Source organism: Nocardia sp. NPDC101769 (assembly GCF_044766925.1).
Taxonomy (GTDB): domain Bacteria; phylum Actinomycetota; class Actinomycetes; order Mycobacteriales; family Mycobacteriaceae; genus Nocardia.
Window position 1 is genome coordinate 26,166 of record NZ_JBIWMX010000004.1, and the last position, 15,447, is coordinate 41,612.

Here is a 15,447-nt window from a genome sequence, read left to right on the forward strand (position 1 = left end):
GGACCGATGAGTGACGCGGTTCGCGACGACCTGCGCCGGCGGGTGGAATCCCTGCTGGCAGAGCATGATCCGGCTACCACCGACCCGGTGACCTTCCACCGCGCCCGCTTCGACGCCGGCCTGGCCTGGGTGTACTTCCCCGTCGGGCTGGGCGGCCGCGGTGCCGAGCGCGACCTCCAGCTGTTCGTCGACGAGCTGTTCGAGCAGGCGGGAGCTCCGGGGAATCAGGCCGAGCTCAACGGCATCGGTCTCGGCATGGCGGCGCCCACCATCGCCATCCACGGCACCCCGGAACAGCGGGAGCGCTACCTGCGTCCGCTGTGGACCGGCGAGGAGATCTGGTGCCAGCTGTTCAGTGAGCCCGGCGCCGGATCGGACCTGGCGGCGGTCGGCACCCGGGCCGTCCGCGACGGCGAGGACTGGATCGTGAACGGGCAGAAGGTGTGGACGTCGGTGGCCCACAAGGCCGATCTGGCGATCCTGCTCGCGCGCACCGACCCCGACCGTCCCAAGCACGCGGGCCTGTCCTTCTTCATCTGCGATATGCGCCATCCGGGTGTCGAGGTGCGGCCGCTGCGTCAGATCACCGGCGAGGCCGAGTTCAACGAGGTCTTCCTCACCGACGTCCGCATCCCCGACGCCCAGCGCCTCGGTGGGGTGGGGGAGGGCTGGCGCGTCGCCACCACCACCCTCAACAACGAGCGGGCGGCCATCGGCGGGCGCGCGGTGCCGCGGGAGAGCGGTGTGCTCGCGGCGGTCGCCCGTACCTGGCGGGAGAATCCGGACAGGCACACCCCGGAGCTGCACGACCGGCTGCTGCGGCTGTGGGTCGAGGCCGAAGCCGGGCGGCTGGCCGCCACCCGCATGCGGCAGCGGACCTCCGCCGGTCAGCCGGGGCCCGAAAGTTCCGCGCTCAAACTGGCTTTCGCGCGGTCCAACCAGCAGCTGACCGGTCTCGAACTGGAGATCCTCGGCGAGGACGGCCTGCGCTATGACGACTGGACGATGGTGCGGCCCGACCGCGTCGACTTCGCCGGCCGCGGGCCCGGCTACCGCTACCTGCGCGCCAAGGGCAATTCGATCGAGGGCGGCACGTCCGAGATCCTGCGCAATATCGTCGCCGAACGGGTCCTCGGCCTGCCCGCCGAGGCGCGCGGGGACAAGGACACCGCCTGGAAGGACCTGGCCCGATGAGCGACGACATCCTGCTGCTCGATACCGACACCGAGGCGGCGCTGCGGCACGCGGTGCGCGATCTGCTTGCGGCCCACTGTGATCCGGCGGCTGTCGCGCGGGCCTATGCGAGCGATCGGTCGCTGACGCCGGGATTGTGGAAGGCGCTGGCGCGGGATCTGGGGCTGGCCGGAATGCTCGTCCCCGAGGATCGTGGCGGCGCGGGCGGTTCCGCTCGCGATGCGGCGGTGGTGCTGGAAGAACTGGGCCGGTCCGTCGCGCCCGTACCGTTTCTCACCAGCAGTGTCATCGCCGCCACCGTGCTGCTCGCCGGCGATTCCGGCCTGGTCGGGCAGCTCGCCGACGGTGCGGTGACGGTCGCGCTGCTCGCGCCCTTCACCGCCGCCTCGCCGGACGCGGTCCCGTCCTTCCGGAAGGATGCCGACGGCCAGCTGTCCGGCAGCGCGACCAGCGTCGCGGGCGTCCTGGACGCCGATGTGCTGCTGGCCGCGGTCGATACCGCCTCCGGCACCGAGATTCACGCCGTGCCGGTGGCGGCGGCCGCGGTGACGCCGGTGGTCTCGCTCGATATGACCCGGCCGCTGGCCGATGTCGTGGTCGACGCCGTGCCCGGGCAGCTCGTGGTCCCGGCCGACGGGGGAGCGGCCGCGCTGCGGACGGCGCTGGAGACCGGTGCGGCGCTGCTGGCCTCGGAGCAGGCAGGTATCGCGGCATGGTGCCTCGAGACCACCGTGGGCTATCTGAAGATGCGCCGCCAATTCGGCCGCGTGGTGGGCGGATTCCAGGCGCTCAAACACCGTCTCGCCGACCTGTTCGTGGAGGTCGAGGCGGCGGCCGCCAGTGCCCGCTACGCGGCGGGCGCGATCGCGGCGGGCGATCCCGACGCGGCGGTGGGAACCGCGGTCGCCGCGGCCTACTGCGCGGACGTCGCGGTGACATCCGCCGAAGAAGCGCTCCAATTACACGGCGGCATCGGCATGACGTGGGAGTATCCGGTGCATCTGTATCTCAAGCGCGCCAAGGCCGATCAGCTCGGGCTCGGCAGTCCGGGCCGGCGCCGCGCGGTGCTGGCCGAACTGGCCGACCTCGGCTCGGCCGCCGGAAAACGAAGTTGAATCCGGGTTCAAGTAGAGTTTTGCCTGCGCGGCACAGACTATTTCGAGGAGTGAGCATGTTCGACATGACCGATCGGGCCCAGCGCTACCGGGACGATCTGCTCGCCTTCATGGACGAGCACGTCTACCCGGCCGAGGCGGTGTACGAGGAGCAGATGGCGGAGTCCGGGGATCCGCACTTCCAGCCGCCGATCGTCGAGGAGCTCAAGACCGAGGCCAGGAAGCGGGGGTTGTGGAATCTCTTCCACCCGCATCCGGAGTGGGGTCCGGGCCTGACCAACCTGGAGTACGCGCCGCTGGCCGAAATCATGGGCCGCAGTGCGCATCTCGCGCCGGAGGCCACCAACTGTGCCGCCCCCGACACCGGGAACATGGAGGTGCTCACCCTTTTCGGCACACCCGAGCACAAGGAGCGGTGGCTGCGCCCGCTGCTGGACGGTGAGATCCGGTCCGCGTTCGCCATGACCGAGCCCGCGGTCGCGAGCTCCGACGCCACCAATATTCAGCTGCGCATGGACCGCGACGGCGACGACTACGTGCTCAACGGTCGGAAGTGGTGGACCTCCAATGCCTTGCACAAGAACTGCAAGGTCCTCATCGTCATGGGCAAGACCGATACCAGCGCGGCCACGCACCGGCAGCAGTCGATGATGGTGGTTCCGATGGATGCCCCGGGTGTGACCGTGCGGCGCGGCCTGCCGGTCTTCGGTTACCAGGACCGCGAGGGTCACGCCGAGGTGCTGTTCGAGAACGTGCGGGTGCCCAGGACCGCGCTGCTCGCCGGTGAGGGCGACGGATTCATGATCAGCCAGGCCCGCCTGGGCCCGGGCCGCATCCACCACTGCATGCGCGCTATCGGCATGGCCGAGCGCGCCCTGGACCTGATGATCGACCGTGCGCAGTCGCGCGTGACCTTCGGTGAGCCGGTGGCGAATCGGGCCAATGTCCAGGACTGGATCGCCGAGTCGCGGATCGAGATCGATATGGCCCGCCTGCTGACGCTCAAGGCCGCGCATCTGATGGACACGGTCGGCAACAAGGCCGCGCGCACCGAGATCGCGGCGATCAAGGTCGCGGCCCCGCGCGTCGCGCTCAAAGTGGTGGACCGCGCCATCCAGGTGCACGGCGGCGGTGGCGTCTCCGACGACTTCCCGCTCGCCAGCATGTACGCCCACCTGCGCACCCTGCGCCTGGCCGATGGACCGGACGAGGTGCACAAGCGTTCCATCGCGCAGTGGGAGCTGCGCCGCCGCGACCCCAACTGGGGCAAACGCGGGTAACCGCAACGAGTTTCGACACCATCCATTCTCCGAGGAGGATCCCATGGCCGATCCCTGCGTCGTCGTCGCGACCATGATCGCCAAGCCCGGCCAGGAAGACCTGGTCGAGAAGACCCTGCGCGCGGCCGCTCCGGCCGTGCATGCCGAACCCGGCTGCCTGCGCTACGCGCTGCACCGCCACGCCAAGAACCCCGGGCAGTTCGTCATGATCGAGAAGTGGGCGTCCCGGGACGCGCTGCGTGAACACGGCCAGGGCGCGGCTCTCCGCGAAGTCGGCGCGGCCCTGGCCGACGCCCTCGCGGCACCGCCGGACGTCCAGGTCTTCGAACCGCTGCCCGCCGGCGAGCCCGACCTGGGCGCGATCTGAGGAGTCCCCATGACGAAGACACAGCAGGTACGACTGGCCCAGCGTCCCACCGGATTGCCCGGCGTCGGCACCTGGAAGGTGACCACCGAGGAACTGCCCCCGCTCGGCGCGGGCCAGATCCTGGTGAAGATCGACTTCATCTCGCTCGATCCGGCCATGCGCGGCTGGCTCAATGACGTGCGCTCCTACCTCCCGCCGGTCGGGCTGGACGAAGTGATGCGGTCGCTGGACATCGCGACCGTGGTCGAATCCACTCACCCCGATTTCGCCGTGGGCGACACCGTGAGCGGCACCTTCGGGGTGACCGAGTACGCGATCAGCGACGGCCGCGGCGTGCAGCACGTCGACCTGGGCGTCGCGCCCGGGCCGACCTGGCTTGGTGCGCTCGGAATGCCCGGCATGACAGCGTATTTCGGGCTCCTGGAGGTCGGGAAGCTGAAAGCCGGTGAGACCGTGGTGGTCTCGGCGGCGGCGGGCGCGGTCGGCAGCGTGGTCGGCCAGATCGCGAAGGCCAAGGGCGCCACCGTCATCGGGATCGCCGGCGGAGCGGAGAAGTGCCGGTTGCTCGTCGAGGAATTCGGTTTCGACGGCGCGATCGACTACCGCGGTGAGGACGTGCTGCAGCGGCTGCGGGAACTCGCGCCCAAGGGCATCGACATCTACTTCGACAATGTCGGCGGTGAGATTCTCGATGCGGCGCTGGCCAATCTGCGCCGCGGGGCCCGCATCGTGCTGTGCGGGGCGATCGCGGCCTACAACGACGACCAGCTGCGGCCCGGGCCGTCGCGGTACATGTCGCTGCTGGTGTTCCGGGCGTCCATGACCGGCTTCGTGGTCTTCGACTACGCCGACCGCTACGGCGAGGCGGTGGCGGACATCGCGAAGTGGCTGACCGAGGGCAGGATCAAGAGCCGGGAGCATGTCGTGAAGGGTGGGGTGGAGCATTTCGGTGAGACGCTGAATCTGCTGTTCACCGGCGGCAACACCGGAAAACTGGTGCTCGCGCTCTGATGTAAGACTGTCCACGTGACCGAATCAGAGGATCGCTCGCGCGCGGACGAGACGCGGGCCCGACTACTGGACGCCGCGGTCGCCGCTTTCGCCGAGCGCGGCTTCCACGGCTCCACCACGCGCGACATCACCTCGATCGCGGGGCTGAGCACGGCGGCCATCTACGTCCACCACCGCTCCAAGGAAGAGCTGCTCTACCAGGTTTCGCACAGCGGGCACCTGGACACGCTCGAGCGGATGCGGGAGTCGATGGCCGCCTCGGACGACCCGGTCGAGCAGTTGGTCGCGGTCATCCGGGAATTCGCGATCCACCACGCCCGCGCGCACACCGTCGCCCGGGTCATCAACTACGAACTCGCCGCGTTGAGCCCCGAGCATCAGCGCGAGATCAAAGAGATCCGCCACGTCATCGACACCGAGATGCGGCAGCTGATCGAGCGCGGGGTCGACGCGGGCGTGTTCGACAACCCGAATCCGCGCATGGCGGCGGTGGCGCTGCTCTCCCTGGGCATCGACCTCGCGCGCTGGTACCGGGAGGGCGGACCGCTGTCCCCGGAGGAGATTGGCGACTATTATGTCGACCTCGCCCTGCGGATCGTTGGCGCACGCAAATAGTCTGCGGCACTTGATCTCTCGCGGTGACCCTCACTCAACCTGACCGTCTCCCGTGTCGCAGGCGGCAGTCCCGCAGTTGTACTGTCACAGTCGAAACGGCACTGCCCGACTGGCCTTCTCCAGCTGATGCCGCTTGTCGCGGTTACGCCCGGGATCGTGGAAGCAGTCCCTCGGGCATCGGCGTCGAGTAGCCCGATACTCAGCGGCCGTGGGAGCGCTCGCCTCGCAGGGTGGTGACGATGCTGGTCACCGTGGCGACCGGCTTGCCGTCCGCGCGGGTGATATCGCACTGGTAGTGGGTGATGGTGCGGCCGGAGTGGGTTGGGAAGGCGGTGGCGCGCAGCGTGTCCTGCCATACCGGGCGGAGGAAGACCGCGCGGAGATCGATGCTGGTGAACGTTTCGCCGGGACCCACGACGGTGGAGTGGGCGGTACCGATGGCGGCGTCGGCCAGTTCGGTGAGCAGGCCGCCGTGGACGGTGCCCTGCTGATTGCCGTGCCGGGCGGGATCGGTGTCGATCTCGAGGGTGGCACGGCCGGGGTCGATGGCCACCAGCCGGATGCCCAGCGTGCGGGAAATGTTGGTGGGATAGCGGAATTGGCAGGTCAGGCCATCGGTCCCGGTGCCGTCGAGCTGTGCGCGCAGGAAGTCCAACACGGGCACTTCGGTGGTCGCGATCGTCATGGGAACGGACGGTAGGACGCCGCGGTAGGACGATCAAGAAATTGTCCTAGGTACAGTCGGGTGATGCGGACCTACACCGATGTCGCCGCCGCCCTTGCCGGGCAGATCCGGGACGGGCGCTGGGCGCCGGGGCAGCGCCTGCCGACGCATCGGCAACTGGCCGCCGAGCACGGTATCGCGGTGGCCACCGCGACCCGGGTGTTCGCGGAACTGAAGCGGGCGGGGCTGGTGGTCGGCGAACCGGGGCGGGGGAGCTTCGTGCGGGATCGGTCGGTGCGGCTGGCCGCGGCCGAGTATGGGCCGGGCGTGGAGACGGTGTGGGCGGATCTGGCCTTCACCCAGCCGCTGTCGCCGCGTCGGGAGGAATTGCTGCGCACGGGTTTACGTGAGCTGGCGGCCTCCGGCGATCTGGACGCCCTGCTGCGGCAGCAGCCGCCGGGCGGGCGGCCGCACGATCGCGCGACGGTCGCCGGGTTCATCGGGCGGCGGGGGATCGAGGTCGAGCCGGCGCGGGTGGTGGTGACCGCCGGGGCGCAGCATGGGCTGGATCTGATTGTGCGAGCGATGTTCTCGCCCGGCGATGTGATCGCCGTGGACGAGTTCACCTACCCCGGATTCAAACTGCTGGCCCAGGCGCACGGACTCACTCTCGCACCGGTTCCGGCGGCCGGGAACGGCCTGGATCCCGACGCCCTGGCGCGGTTGTGTGCGAAAAGGCCGGTGCGCGCGGTCTATACGATGCCGACCCTGCACAATCCGCTCGGTTGGGTGATCGATAGCGACCGGCGGCGAGCGCTCGTTTCCGTTGCGCGCCACCATGATCTGTTCCTGATCGAGGACGCCGCCTACGCGTTTCTCGCCGCTCCGGCCCCGCCACCGCTGGCGGCGATCGCCCCGGAGCGCACCTTCTGGGTAGCGAGCCTGTCCAAGAGCATCGCGGCCGGACTGCGTTTCGGCATGCTGGTCCACCCGCCCGTGGCCGTGTCGGCCCTGGCCCGCACCCTGCGCGCCACCATGGCCGGTCCGCCCGGGTTGACCAGCGCCCTGGCCACCCGCTGGCTCGCCGACGGCACCGTCGACGCTCTCGAACAGGCGAGTCGCGTTGCGGCGCACGAGCATCAGCGCATCCTGCACCGCGAGCTCGGCGATCGGAATCCGATCGCGCACCCGCGCTCTTTCTTCGCGTGGCTGCCCATCGATCCGGACCAGCGCATGGACCGGATCGCGGCCGAACTGTCCCGGCGCGGCATTCGCGTCTGCACCGCCGAGGCGTTCGCCACCACCGCGCACGTGCCGCACGGGCTGCGCATCGCGCTGGGATCGCCTGCCCCGGAAGAACTTCCGCTGGTGCTCGCGGAAATGCGCGCGGCCCTGGACAGCGTGCCGCTGTGATACCGGGACCGCGCGCTGTCAGGGCCGGGTGACCGTGACCAGGTTGATCAGCGACTGCTGTCGCGGATTGTCGGGCGGAGTCCCGCCGAGGTCGCGAATGTAGTCGGTGAGGTTGACGCGCTCACCGGTCCAGCCGCGGGCGGTGAACCATTCGGTGGCGTCGTTGCGGGGCTCGTTGTAGATCATGTCCATCCAGTCCGAGCCGGTCTCGCCCTCCCCGGTCATCTCGGCGACCGACTCCGCGGGCAGCGGATCCATCTGCTCGATGGCGACCCGGCTGCCGGGCGCACTGAGCCCCACGATGGCGTCGAAGAGTTGGTCCTGCGCGGCCGGTGTCAGATAGATCAGCAGGCCCTCGACCAGCCACGCGGTCGGCGCGGCGGGATCGAATCCATTGTCGCGCAGGATCTTCGGCCAATCCTCGCGCAGATCCACCGCCACCTCGTGCCGCTCGGCGTGCGGCCGGTGCCCGGCCGCGGTGAGCGTCTCCCGCTTGAATTCGAGCACTTGCGGGCGGTCCAGCTCGTAGACCGCGGTCCCGTCCGGCCATGCCAGGCGGTACGCGCGGGAGTCCAGTCCGGCCGCCAGAATGACCACCTGTCGGACGCCCGAGGCCGTGGCGGCAGCCATGAAATCGTCGAAATATCGGGTGCGAGCGATCTGATGCTGCTGGAACTGCACCCCGAACTCGGGTGCCAGCAGCGGGTGCTCGGGCAAACGGCCCGCCAGCAGCTCGGCCCATTCCCCGCCCGCCGCCCGCACGAACAGCTCGGCGAACTCATCGTGCGCCGGCGCATCGGCCGTGCGGCCACCCAGCACCCGGGCGGCCGCCACGAACAATGCCGTGGATCCAACACTGGTCTTGATATCCCAGGAATCACCTTCGGTGCGCATATCCGCCAACGTACTCACGCGGGCGCACAAGGTCATTCCGCCGCGCGAAGTCAGCCGGAATCCACTACGGATCCATCATCTGGCTGGAATTCACGCCGTCGAACGTCCGGTCTGCGATCGATCTGGTCACTCGGACTGCCTGGACCTACGAAGATCCGCCGCGCTAGCCCGGTGTTCGGCGCGGTCGGTGACCCTGCCGCGCGGAGGAGATCGGTGGATAGGTCCGGCCTTGTGGAAGCCCATGAGCCGTCCACGATTTCCTGGTACGGGCGGTCGAGCCGGACCATGCCGGCGCGGGGCGATCGGAATCGATGCCCGGCGACCCAACCGCTGCACGCGGGCCGCTGATCGAGGAAGGGGCGGTGGCGGGGAATATCGGGCTGTGGCACGGTGGTTCCGCACCACGACAGGACGCACGCCCCGGGACCCGGATCCGGCAGCTGTGCTCGGCTGGCAGCGGAGGAGGCCCGGTGAACGCCGGATTCGACATGTTCGGTGAACACATCCTCTGGACCGATGCCATCGGCAACCTGTTGTCCCTCGCAGTGGTGTGGCTGGCCATGCGGAAGACCATCTGGACGTGGCCCGTGCAGTTGGCCGGTGCCGTCCTGCTGCTGGCGGCGTCGGTGCACGCCCATGTGCCCGGCAATGCGCTCAAGCAGCTGTTGTTCATCGGGCTCGCGGGCTACGGCTGGCTGGCCTGGCGGCGCGGCACCTCCGAGCACCGGGACCTGAAGGTCCGGCCGGCCACCCGCCGCGAACGCCTGACGCTGCTGGCCCTGCTGGCGGTGTGCACGGTCGCGGTGGCCGAGGCGTTCGCCCACCTCGGCTGGCTGCACATCGCCTGGTCCCCGTGGGCCAATGCCTACGTCTTCGTCGGCAGCGCCATCGCGACCTTCGCGCAGAGCCGGGCCCTGACCGACTTCTGGATCATCTGGATGCTCGTCGATCTGGTCGGTGTGCCGCTCGCGATGAAATCCGGCCTGTACGCCTCGGGCGCGGTCTACGGTCTGTTCTTCCTGCTCGTGGTGCTCGGGTTCCTGCGCTGGCGGGGCGAATATCGTTCGCGCCGAAACCTTCCCGCCACCCCCGCGGCCGTCGCCACGCCCGTGGGCGGCGAGTGAGTCCGTCCCGCGGTAGCCCACCGATCGAGGTCCATCCGGGCGGGTGGAGTGCTTTCCGGGGCGGATACGGGTGACGGAACGTTCGGCGATTCGGGGTCGGTGGTCGGGCGGGTGGAACCTGTTCATCGTCGGACTGCCCACGGCGAGTCGGCCCGGAGACCGGCTGGTCGGCTCGTAGTATCGCGCGCTGAAGGTTCTTTCCACCCGGAAGGAGGCCGAACGCGGTGCCTGCCAGCAGTCTCGACCGGCCGATCGTGGTCGGTGTCGACGCCTCCGAGTCCGCCCTGCACGCCGTGCGCTGGGCCGCCGTGGACGCGGCTCTGCGCGGCGCGCCCCTGCACCTGGTGTTCGCGGTGCCCGCGGTCGCCGAATCGCCCCTGGACGAGAGCCCGGTCCGGCTGCTGCACGATCGGCTGCGCGACACCGCCCAGGCCGCCCTCGACGCCGCCGCCGAGACCGCCCGGCAAGCCGCCGGGGACCGCGAGATTCGCGATATCCGCACCTTCCTCGTCGACATGCCGGCTGTCATGGTCCTCGCGGAGCTCGCCGCGACCGCCTACTACGTGGTGGTCGGGGTGCGCGGGATGAGCGCCTACCACCGCAGCCTGCTCGGGTCGGTCAGCACCGGTGTGGCGCGGCACGCGCAGGGGCCCGTGGTGGTGGTGCCCGGCGAGACGGACGGGCTGTCGGACCGGCCCGTGGTGACCGGCGTGGACGGGTCGCCGCACAGCGTCCGGGCGCTCGAGATCGCCTTCGACGAGGCTTCCCGGCGGGGCGTGCCGCTGATCGCGGTCCAGGCGTGGGAGCTGTCCGGGGACAGCGACACCCGCTCCTCCGACGACGCGGTCCAGCTGCTCACCCGCGTGCTCGATCGCAATACCCGCAACTACCCGGGCGTCGAGGTGAAATCTGTTGTGAAGGAAGGACATCCCGCCCGCGTCCTGCTCGATGCCGCCGCCGGTGCGCAACTGCTGGTGATCGGGAGCCACGGCACCCGTGGCTATCCCGGTATGGCGCTCGGCTCGACCGGCCACGCGCTGCTGCACGGCAGTGAGTGCCCCATCGCCCTGGTCCGCCTGCGCAACTGAGCCGGCGGTGCCGCCGATTTCGAGCAGCGCATCCTCGGTTACGGGAGTTTCGCACCGGCACACCGGATTCGGCCGGAGCCTGCCCGCGCGGCGCGCAACTGATGGCGGAACGTCCCCGCGTCAATGCCCGGCAAGCTCGCCGGGTCGTACGCACGCGGCCCGCTGACATCGCGATACGGCCAACAAAAGCAGTGCGTGTGTAACTGTTTCGCCAGAAATCAAGAACCTCAGCAATTTCTGGGTACATCATGCGCAAGCCGGGCTCGACCCGGAGGTTACACAAATAGAGAAAGTTACGACCATGCGTAGAGCAACGGCGCTCTTCGCCGCATTACTGTTGGCCATCCTTTTTTCCATTACACACCTGGCGGCTCCGAAGGCCAATGCCGATGTCTGCACCGGTGATTGGGCGATCGGCATCGGCGGACTAGGCGACAACACCTCGTCCATCTTCGCTCCGTACGTCGATCAACCAGTCGGATACAACTCCGCCGACCCGATGTCGGGGTTGAACGAACTGGACCGGCTGTTCTGGCAGCACCGCAACGAATGCCCGGGCGACCACATCCGGTTGATCGGGCACAGTGAGGGCGCCGGCATCGTGCACGCCTGGGTCACCGCACACCAGGACGTCGACAATGCCAATGCCATTCTGCTGTCGGATCCCAAGCGGGCCCCCGGCCCGGGTTGGGGCGGACTGTCCTCGACTCCCGGCAGCGGGATCGTCGGCTATCCGCTGGCCGGCGTCGACGACTGGTTCGGCGGCTTCCCGGTTCTGACGGTGTGCAACCACGACGACCAGATCTGCGACACTTCGGCCGGCTGGTGGGGTTACCTCTTCGGGGGAGCGCATGGTCGTTACGATTTCAATGTCTGGGACTACGGCGACTGGGATTCCGGCGTCTGGTACCGGTAAATCAATGATTCGAAGGGGATCAGTAGCCGAAAGGCACTGGTCCCTTTTGACTGAACCCGTGCCCCATCGACGTGCACACGGCCGCGCCATTGAAGGTGATCTGACAGGTCGCGCCGGCATGGGTGATCGAGAACTGCGGATCGTGCCCGCTCACCTGCGCGATGCGGGCCAGACCCGGATTTCCGCCCGCGAGGGTGTGGCTGCCGTTGGAATTCCACTCCGGATGCGCCGGCAACGCGGTCGAATCGATGGCAATGGCAGGCACATTCGAGAACGGCACCTGCGCCCCGGCATAGAGCACATTCATGGTGGCGGCCGGAACCGTCAGATCGCACCCCACTGCGCCGGCCGCGCCGATCGAACAGTTCCACTCGCCCAGGTTGAAATACACGGTGTCGCCGACCTGGACGGGCCCGCTCGAGTCGTCGGCGTACGCGCCGCCCGCGCCGAAAAAACCGGCAACAATCCCGAGAATTCCCCCGCAAACCCATGCGGCGGTCGCTTTCACAGCTCTGGACACGGCATCTCCCTGATGCGCAATAAGAGTTATCGGCCGAACCGGCCATAGAGAAAACGTATCACTTTACGGCGCAAACACAGGAGTTCTGTCGAGGGGGCTGACACAATTTCGGCCAGATCGACGGTCAATTCGGCTGGGCCACCGGCAAATCCTTCGGTGTTTCAGACCTTCAGCCCGTTGCGGGTGACGTAGACGATGTGGAAGGTGATCGGCCCGGCGAGGACCACGAGCCACTGCAGCGTGGTGGCCAGCGGGACGGCGTAGGGCGGTTTGCTCGGCCGAGCGACAGGACCGTTCGCTCCGGCGACACTCACCGACCCGGACGTAAGCCGAAAGTGGTACCTCGCCGTGTGCTGTCGGCCGATGGCCGCGCCGCTCCACTCCGGAATGGTCGGAGCAGACACGGTGACGCAGCGGGCGTCGCCCTTCCGATACGAGGTGAACGGATGATTCAGGCGCGTGGGCTCGGCAAGCGCCACGGGGACATAGCGGCGGTGGACAACCTGTCCTTCGATGTCCGGCCCGGCGTGGTGACCGGCTTTCTCGGTCCGAACGGGGCCGGGAAGTCGACCACCATGCGGCTCATGCTGGGCCTCGATCACGGCAGCGGCCGCACGCTTTTCGACGGGCAGCCCTACGCCGCGTTGACCGATCCGCTGCGCTCGGTCGGCGTCGTGCTCGATGCCCGCGCGGTGCATCCCAAGCGCAGCGCCATCGGGCATCTGCGCATGATCGCGGCCGGGGCGGGCATCGGCGAGGGCCGGGTCGAGGAGGTGCTGGGCCTGGTCGGCCTGTGCGATGTGGCCGGGAAGCGGGCGGGCGGGTTCAGCCTCGGGATGCACCAGCGGCTGGGTCTGGCGGCCGCGCTGCTGGGTGATCCGGCCACCCTGATCCTGGACGAGCCCGCCAACGGGCTGGACCCCGAGGGCGTGCGCTGGCTGCGCGATCTGCTGAAAGAGCTGGCGCACCAGGGGCGCACCATCTTCGTCTCCTCGCATCTGCTGAACGAGATGGCGCACCTGGCGGATTCGCTGGTCGTCATCGGTGCCGGGCGGCTGCTGGCCGCGGAATCGGTGCGCGAGTTCGTCGCCCGCAACTCCGCGCCCCGAATCACCGCGCGCACCGATCGGCCCGCAGAGCTCGCGAAGACGTTGAACCGCCACGGGTTCCGCGCCCGGGTGGAGGCCGACGGCGCGGTGGCCATCGACGGTCACGACCGGCAGGGTGTCGCCGCCCTCGCTCTGCGCGCCGGGCTGCTGATCACCGAGCTGACCCAGGCGCGCACCAGCCTGGAGGACGCCTACTTCCAGGCGACCGCCGATTCCGCCGAGTACCGCGGCCACGTCTCCGTCTGACATCGAACAGGAATTCAGCTCATGTCCAATGCCATTCGCTACGAACTGGCCCGGCTCGCCACGCTGCGCTCCACTTGGGCGCTGCTCGCCGTCGGCCTGGCCCTGCAGGCCTTCATCGCCTATCTGTCCGCGGCCCGCGACTACGCCACGCCGAGTGAGCAATTCGCCGCCTCGGTCTCGGGGCTGCCCCTGCTGCTGGCCGCTCTGTTCGCCACCGCGGTGGCGGTCAATGCCTTCGGGCACGAATATCGTTACGGCACCATCACCACCACCGTGCTCACGGTGCGCCGGCCGGGCCGGGTCCTGGCGGCGAAGGCGCTCACGGTGGGCGTGCTCGCCGCCCTCTACGGCCTCGCGCTGGTGGGTGTGACCGTGCTCGTACAGCTGCTGACCTCAACGCTGCCGGCTGAAATCTCACATCTGGCAAGGTCTTTCGCCGCAGTGCCCGTGTACGTGTCGCTCGCCGCCCTGGCAGGTATGGGCATTGCCGCCGTCACCCGCAACGCGACCGTCGCGATGGTGGTGGCCATCGGTTTTCCGACCGTGGTGGAGACCGGCGCGGTGATGGCCGGCGTCAGCCCGAAGGTGATGCCCTTCCTGTCCGCCGGCCAGCTGGTGCAGCCCGGCGCCGGGAATCCCGCCCTGCTGGTGTTGCCGCTGGCGCTGGTGGCGGCCGGGTTGCTGGCGGGCGGAGGCGTGCTGCTCGCGCGCCGTGACGTGTGAGTATGCCGAGCCCGACTAGGGTTGCCGGAATGAGCACGACGCGACGGATCGGCACGGTGATCCTCGATGTCGTGCTCGCTGCGCTGTTCGGCGCGGCCGGTTTCGAGGAGGTGCACACCTCCGCCATCGGTCTGCTGCCCGCCGTCGCGGGCCCGCCGGTGGCCGTGGTGGCCGGTATCGCCCTGCTGGCGCGGCGCTTCCGGCCGCTGCCGGTGCTCGGGGTGGCGCTGCTCGGGCAGCTGCTGGTCGGCGCGTTCGCACCGATGCTGCTGGCCATCTACACGGTCGCCCGGCGCTACGGCAACCGCCGTCCGACCTGGCTGGCGGCACCGGCCGCGGTGATCGTGGGGGTGGTGCCCTGGGGGACGGGCAGCTGGTGGGAGCTCTTCGTCCACCGTGGCGCCATCGTCACGGTCGGGCTGGCGTTGCCGTTGCTGCTCGGGCTGTGGACCAACCAGCGCGCTGAAACCCTTGCGGCCCTGCGGGAACGCGCCGAGCAGGCCGAGCGCGAACGCGACCTGCGCGCCGCGGCGGCCGTGGAGGCCGAACGCCTGCGTATCGCGGGTGAGCTGCACGATATTGTGGCGCACCGGATTTCGCAGATCACCGTGCTGGCCGGGGCGCTCGAGGTGTCCGCCGACGGCAAGCCCGCCGAGATCGCGGGCACCATCCGCGCCACCGGATCGCGGGCGCTGACCGAGATGCGGGAGTTGCTCGGCGTGCTGCGCGCCCGCGAGGGTGGGGAGGCGGCGCCACTGCGGCCCGCGCCCGACCTCGGCGCCATTGCCGAACTCGTCGCCGAGGCGGTCGCCGCCGGGCAACAGGTGGACCTGTCGCTGCCGCCGGACCTGCCGCCGGTGCCGGGGCCGGTCGGCCGGGCCGCGCATCGACTCGTGCGGGAGGCGCTGACCAATGCTGCCAAGCATGCGGCCGGGGCCGAGGTGCGGGTGGCGCTCACCGTCGCCGACGATCGTCTCGACGTCGATGTCCGCAACGGCCCCGGTGACCGGACCGCCCTGGCCGCCCAGGGTTCCGGCTTCGGTCTGCTCGGCATGCGCGAACGGGTCGAACTCGCCGGTGGGACCGTGCATTCCGGTCCGCTGGCCGGCGGCTACCGGGTGCACGCGACCTTCCCGCTGACGGCCGACGAATGACGATGTGGTGAAGG

17 protein-coding genes are annotated in these 15,447 nt (G+C 69.4%); 13 read left to right on the top strand and 4 right to left on the bottom strand.

Annotation, left to right across the window (positions count from 1 at the left end; genetic code table 11):
* Positions 1–6: 6 nt before the first annotated feature.
* From ACIRRA_RS08610 to ACIRRA_RS08635, 6 genes are read left to right on the top strand one after another with little or no spacing between them, the layout of a single operon-like run.
* Positions 7–1,194 carry an acyl-CoA dehydrogenase family protein gene (locus tag ACIRRA_RS08610; RefSeq protein ID WP_402764938.1) on the top strand — a complete coding sequence of 396 codons (1,188 nt, stop codon included), beginning with the start codon at positions 7–9 and terminating at the stop codon, positions 1,192–1,194.
* On the top strand, positions 1,191–2,309 hold the full coding sequence (locus tag ACIRRA_RS08615) for an acyl-CoA dehydrogenase family protein (RefSeq protein ID WP_402764941.1): 1,119 nt from the start codon (positions 1,191–1,193) through the stop codon (positions 2,307–2,309). The genes ACIRRA_RS08610 and ACIRRA_RS08615 overlap by 4 nt, the downstream gene beginning before the upstream one ends.
* Before the next feature lie 50 nt (positions 2,310–2,359).
* Positions 2,360–3,589 carry an acyl-CoA dehydrogenase family protein gene (locus ACIRRA_RS08620; protein WP_402764944.1) on the top strand — a complete coding sequence of 410 codons (1,230 nt, stop codon included), beginning with the start codon at positions 2,360–2,362 and terminating at the stop codon, positions 3,587–3,589.
* Between the two features lie 43 nt (positions 3,590–3,632).
* A complete protein-coding gene (locus ACIRRA_RS08625; RefSeq protein ID WP_402764947.1) occupies positions 3,633–3,956 on the top strand; it encodes a putative quinol monooxygenase in 324 nt (107 codons plus the stop codon).
* Positions 3,957–3,965: 9 nt separating this feature from the next.
* Complete coding sequence (locus ACIRRA_RS08630; RefSeq protein WP_357007780.1) at positions 3,966–4,967, top strand: NADP-dependent oxidoreductase; 1,002 nt, start codon at positions 3,966–3,968, stop codon at positions 4,965–4,967.
* A 15-nt stretch (positions 4,968–4,982) separates the two neighbouring features.
* The gene (locus ACIRRA_RS08635) at positions 4,983–5,582 is read left to right on the top strand and encodes a TetR family transcriptional regulator (RefSeq protein WP_402764950.1); all 600 of its coding nucleotides are present in this window, start codon (positions 4,983–4,985) and stop codon (positions 5,580–5,582) included.
* Positions 5,583–5,781: 199 nt separating this feature from the next.
* On the opposite strand, the gene ACIRRA_RS08640 is transcribed toward ACIRRA_RS08635, so the two are convergent.
* Complete coding sequence (locus ACIRRA_RS08640) at positions 5,782–6,267, bottom strand: PaaI family thioesterase (protein ID WP_402764953.1); 486 nt, start codon at positions 6,265–6,267, stop codon at positions 5,782–5,784.
* A 63-nt stretch (positions 6,268–6,330) separates the two neighbouring features.
* On the opposite strand from ACIRRA_RS08640, the gene ACIRRA_RS08645 reads away from it, so the two are divergent.
* The gene (locus ACIRRA_RS08645; protein WP_402764956.1) at positions 6,331–7,659 is read left to right on the top strand and encodes a PLP-dependent aminotransferase family protein; all 1,329 of its coding nucleotides are present in this window, start codon (positions 6,331–6,333) and stop codon (positions 7,657–7,659) included.
* A gap of 18 nt (positions 7,660–7,677) precedes the next feature.
* Here the strand turns inward: ACIRRA_RS08645 and ACIRRA_RS08650 are convergent, their stop codons facing one another.
* Positions 7,678–8,553, bottom strand: coding sequence for a class I SAM-dependent methyltransferase (locus ACIRRA_RS08650; protein WP_402764959.1), 876 nt, complete (start codon positions 8,551–8,553; stop codon positions 7,678–7,680).
* A 470-nt stretch (positions 8,554–9,023) separates the two neighbouring features.
* Here ACIRRA_RS08650 and pnuC point away from each other — a divergent pair, with 470 nt between their 5' ends.
* The 3 genes from pnuC (at position 9,024) to ACIRRA_RS08665 (ending at position 11,681) form a co-directional block, all read left to right on the top strand.
* Entirely contained in the window at positions 9,024–9,677 is a 654-nt protein-coding gene (pnuC, locus tag ACIRRA_RS08655) for a nicotinamide riboside transporter PnuC (RefSeq protein ID WP_402764962.1), read from the top strand.
* Between the two features lie 224 nt (positions 9,678–9,901).
* Positions 9,902–10,765: a universal stress protein gene (locus ACIRRA_RS08660; RefSeq protein ID WP_402764965.1), complete on the top strand. Its 864-nt coding sequence runs from the start codon at positions 9,902–9,904 to the stop codon at positions 10,763–10,765.
* Between the two features lie 301 nt (positions 10,766–11,066).
* Complete coding sequence (locus ACIRRA_RS08665; protein WP_402764968.1) at positions 11,067–11,681, top strand: cutinase family protein; 615 nt, start codon at positions 11,067–11,069, stop codon at positions 11,679–11,681.
* Between the two features lie 19 nt (positions 11,682–11,700).
* Here ACIRRA_RS08665 and ACIRRA_RS08670 read toward each other — a convergent pair whose 3' ends face one another.
* Positions 11,701–12,201 (bottom strand): hypothetical protein, encoded by a 501-nt coding sequence (locus ACIRRA_RS08670; protein ID WP_402764971.1) that lies wholly within the window; start codon positions 12,199–12,201, stop codon positions 11,701–11,703.
* Between the two features lie 161 nt (positions 12,202–12,362).
* A complete protein-coding gene (locus tag ACIRRA_RS08675; protein ID WP_402764974.1) occupies positions 12,363–12,515 on the bottom strand; it encodes a hypothetical protein in 153 nt (50 codons plus the stop codon).
* 132 nt (positions 12,516–12,647) lie between these two features.
* Between ACIRRA_RS08675 and ACIRRA_RS08680 the strand changes: the two genes are divergently transcribed.
* From ACIRRA_RS08680 to ACIRRA_RS08690, 3 genes are read left to right on the top strand one after another with little or no spacing between them, the layout of a single operon-like run.
* Positions 12,648–13,556 carry an ATP-binding cassette domain-containing protein gene (locus ACIRRA_RS08680; protein WP_402764977.1) on the top strand — a complete coding sequence of 303 codons (909 nt, stop codon included), beginning with the start codon at positions 12,648–12,650 and terminating at the stop codon, positions 13,554–13,556.
* 21 nt (positions 13,557–13,577) lie between these two features.
* Entirely contained in the window at positions 13,578–14,279 is a 702-nt protein-coding gene (locus tag ACIRRA_RS08685) for an ABC transporter permease (RefSeq protein ID WP_402764979.1), read from the top strand.
* Positions 14,280–14,308: 29 nt separating this feature from the next.
* Positions 14,309–15,433 carry a sensor histidine kinase gene (locus ACIRRA_RS08690; protein WP_402764981.1) on the top strand — a complete coding sequence of 375 codons (1,125 nt, stop codon included), beginning with the start codon at positions 14,309–14,311 and terminating at the stop codon, positions 15,431–15,433.
* The last annotated feature ends 14 nt before the right edge of the window (positions 15,434–15,447 follow it).

Bases quoted from the DNA above. Each gene is read 5' to 3' on its own strand.
- ACIRRA_RS08610 (WP_402764938.1), top strand. From the start codon at position 7: ATGAGTGACGCGGTTCGCGACGACCTGCGCCGGCGGGTGGAATCCCTG.
- ACIRRA_RS08615 (WP_402764941.1), top strand. From the start codon at position 1,191: ATGAGCGACGACATCCTGCTGCTCGATACCGACACCGAGGCGGCGCTG.
- ACIRRA_RS08625 (WP_402764947.1), top strand. From the start codon at position 3,633: ATGGCCGATCCCTGCGTCGTCGTCGCGACCATGATCGCCAAGCCCGGC.
- ACIRRA_RS08630 (WP_357007780.1), top strand. From the start codon at position 3,966: ATGACGAAGACACAGCAGGTACGACTGGCCCAGCGTCCCACCGGATTG.
- ACIRRA_RS08640 (WP_402764953.1), bottom strand. From the start codon at position 6,267: ATGACGATCGCGACCACCGAAGTGCCCGTGTTGGACTTCCTGCGCGCA.
- ACIRRA_RS08645 (WP_402764956.1), top strand. From the start codon at position 6,331: ATGCGGACCTACACCGATGTCGCCGCCGCCCTTGCCGGGCAGATCCGG.
- ACIRRA_RS08650 (WP_402764959.1), bottom strand. From the start codon at position 8,553: ATGCGCACCGAAGGTGATTCCTGGGATATCAAGACCAGTGTTGGATCC.
- ACIRRA_RS08665 (WP_402764968.1), top strand. From the start codon at position 11,067: ATGCGTAGAGCAACGGCGCTCTTCGCCGCATTACTGTTGGCCATCCTT.
- ACIRRA_RS08680 (WP_402764977.1), top strand. From the start codon at position 12,648: ATGATTCAGGCGCGTGGGCTCGGCAAGCGCCACGGGGACATAGCGGCG.
- ACIRRA_RS08685 (WP_402764979.1), top strand. From the start codon at position 13,578: ATGTCCAATGCCATTCGCTACGAACTGGCCCGGCTCGCCACGCTGCGC.
- ACIRRA_RS08690 (WP_402764981.1), top strand. From the start codon at position 14,309: ATGAGCACGACGCGACGGATCGGCACGGTGATCCTCGATGTCGTGCTC.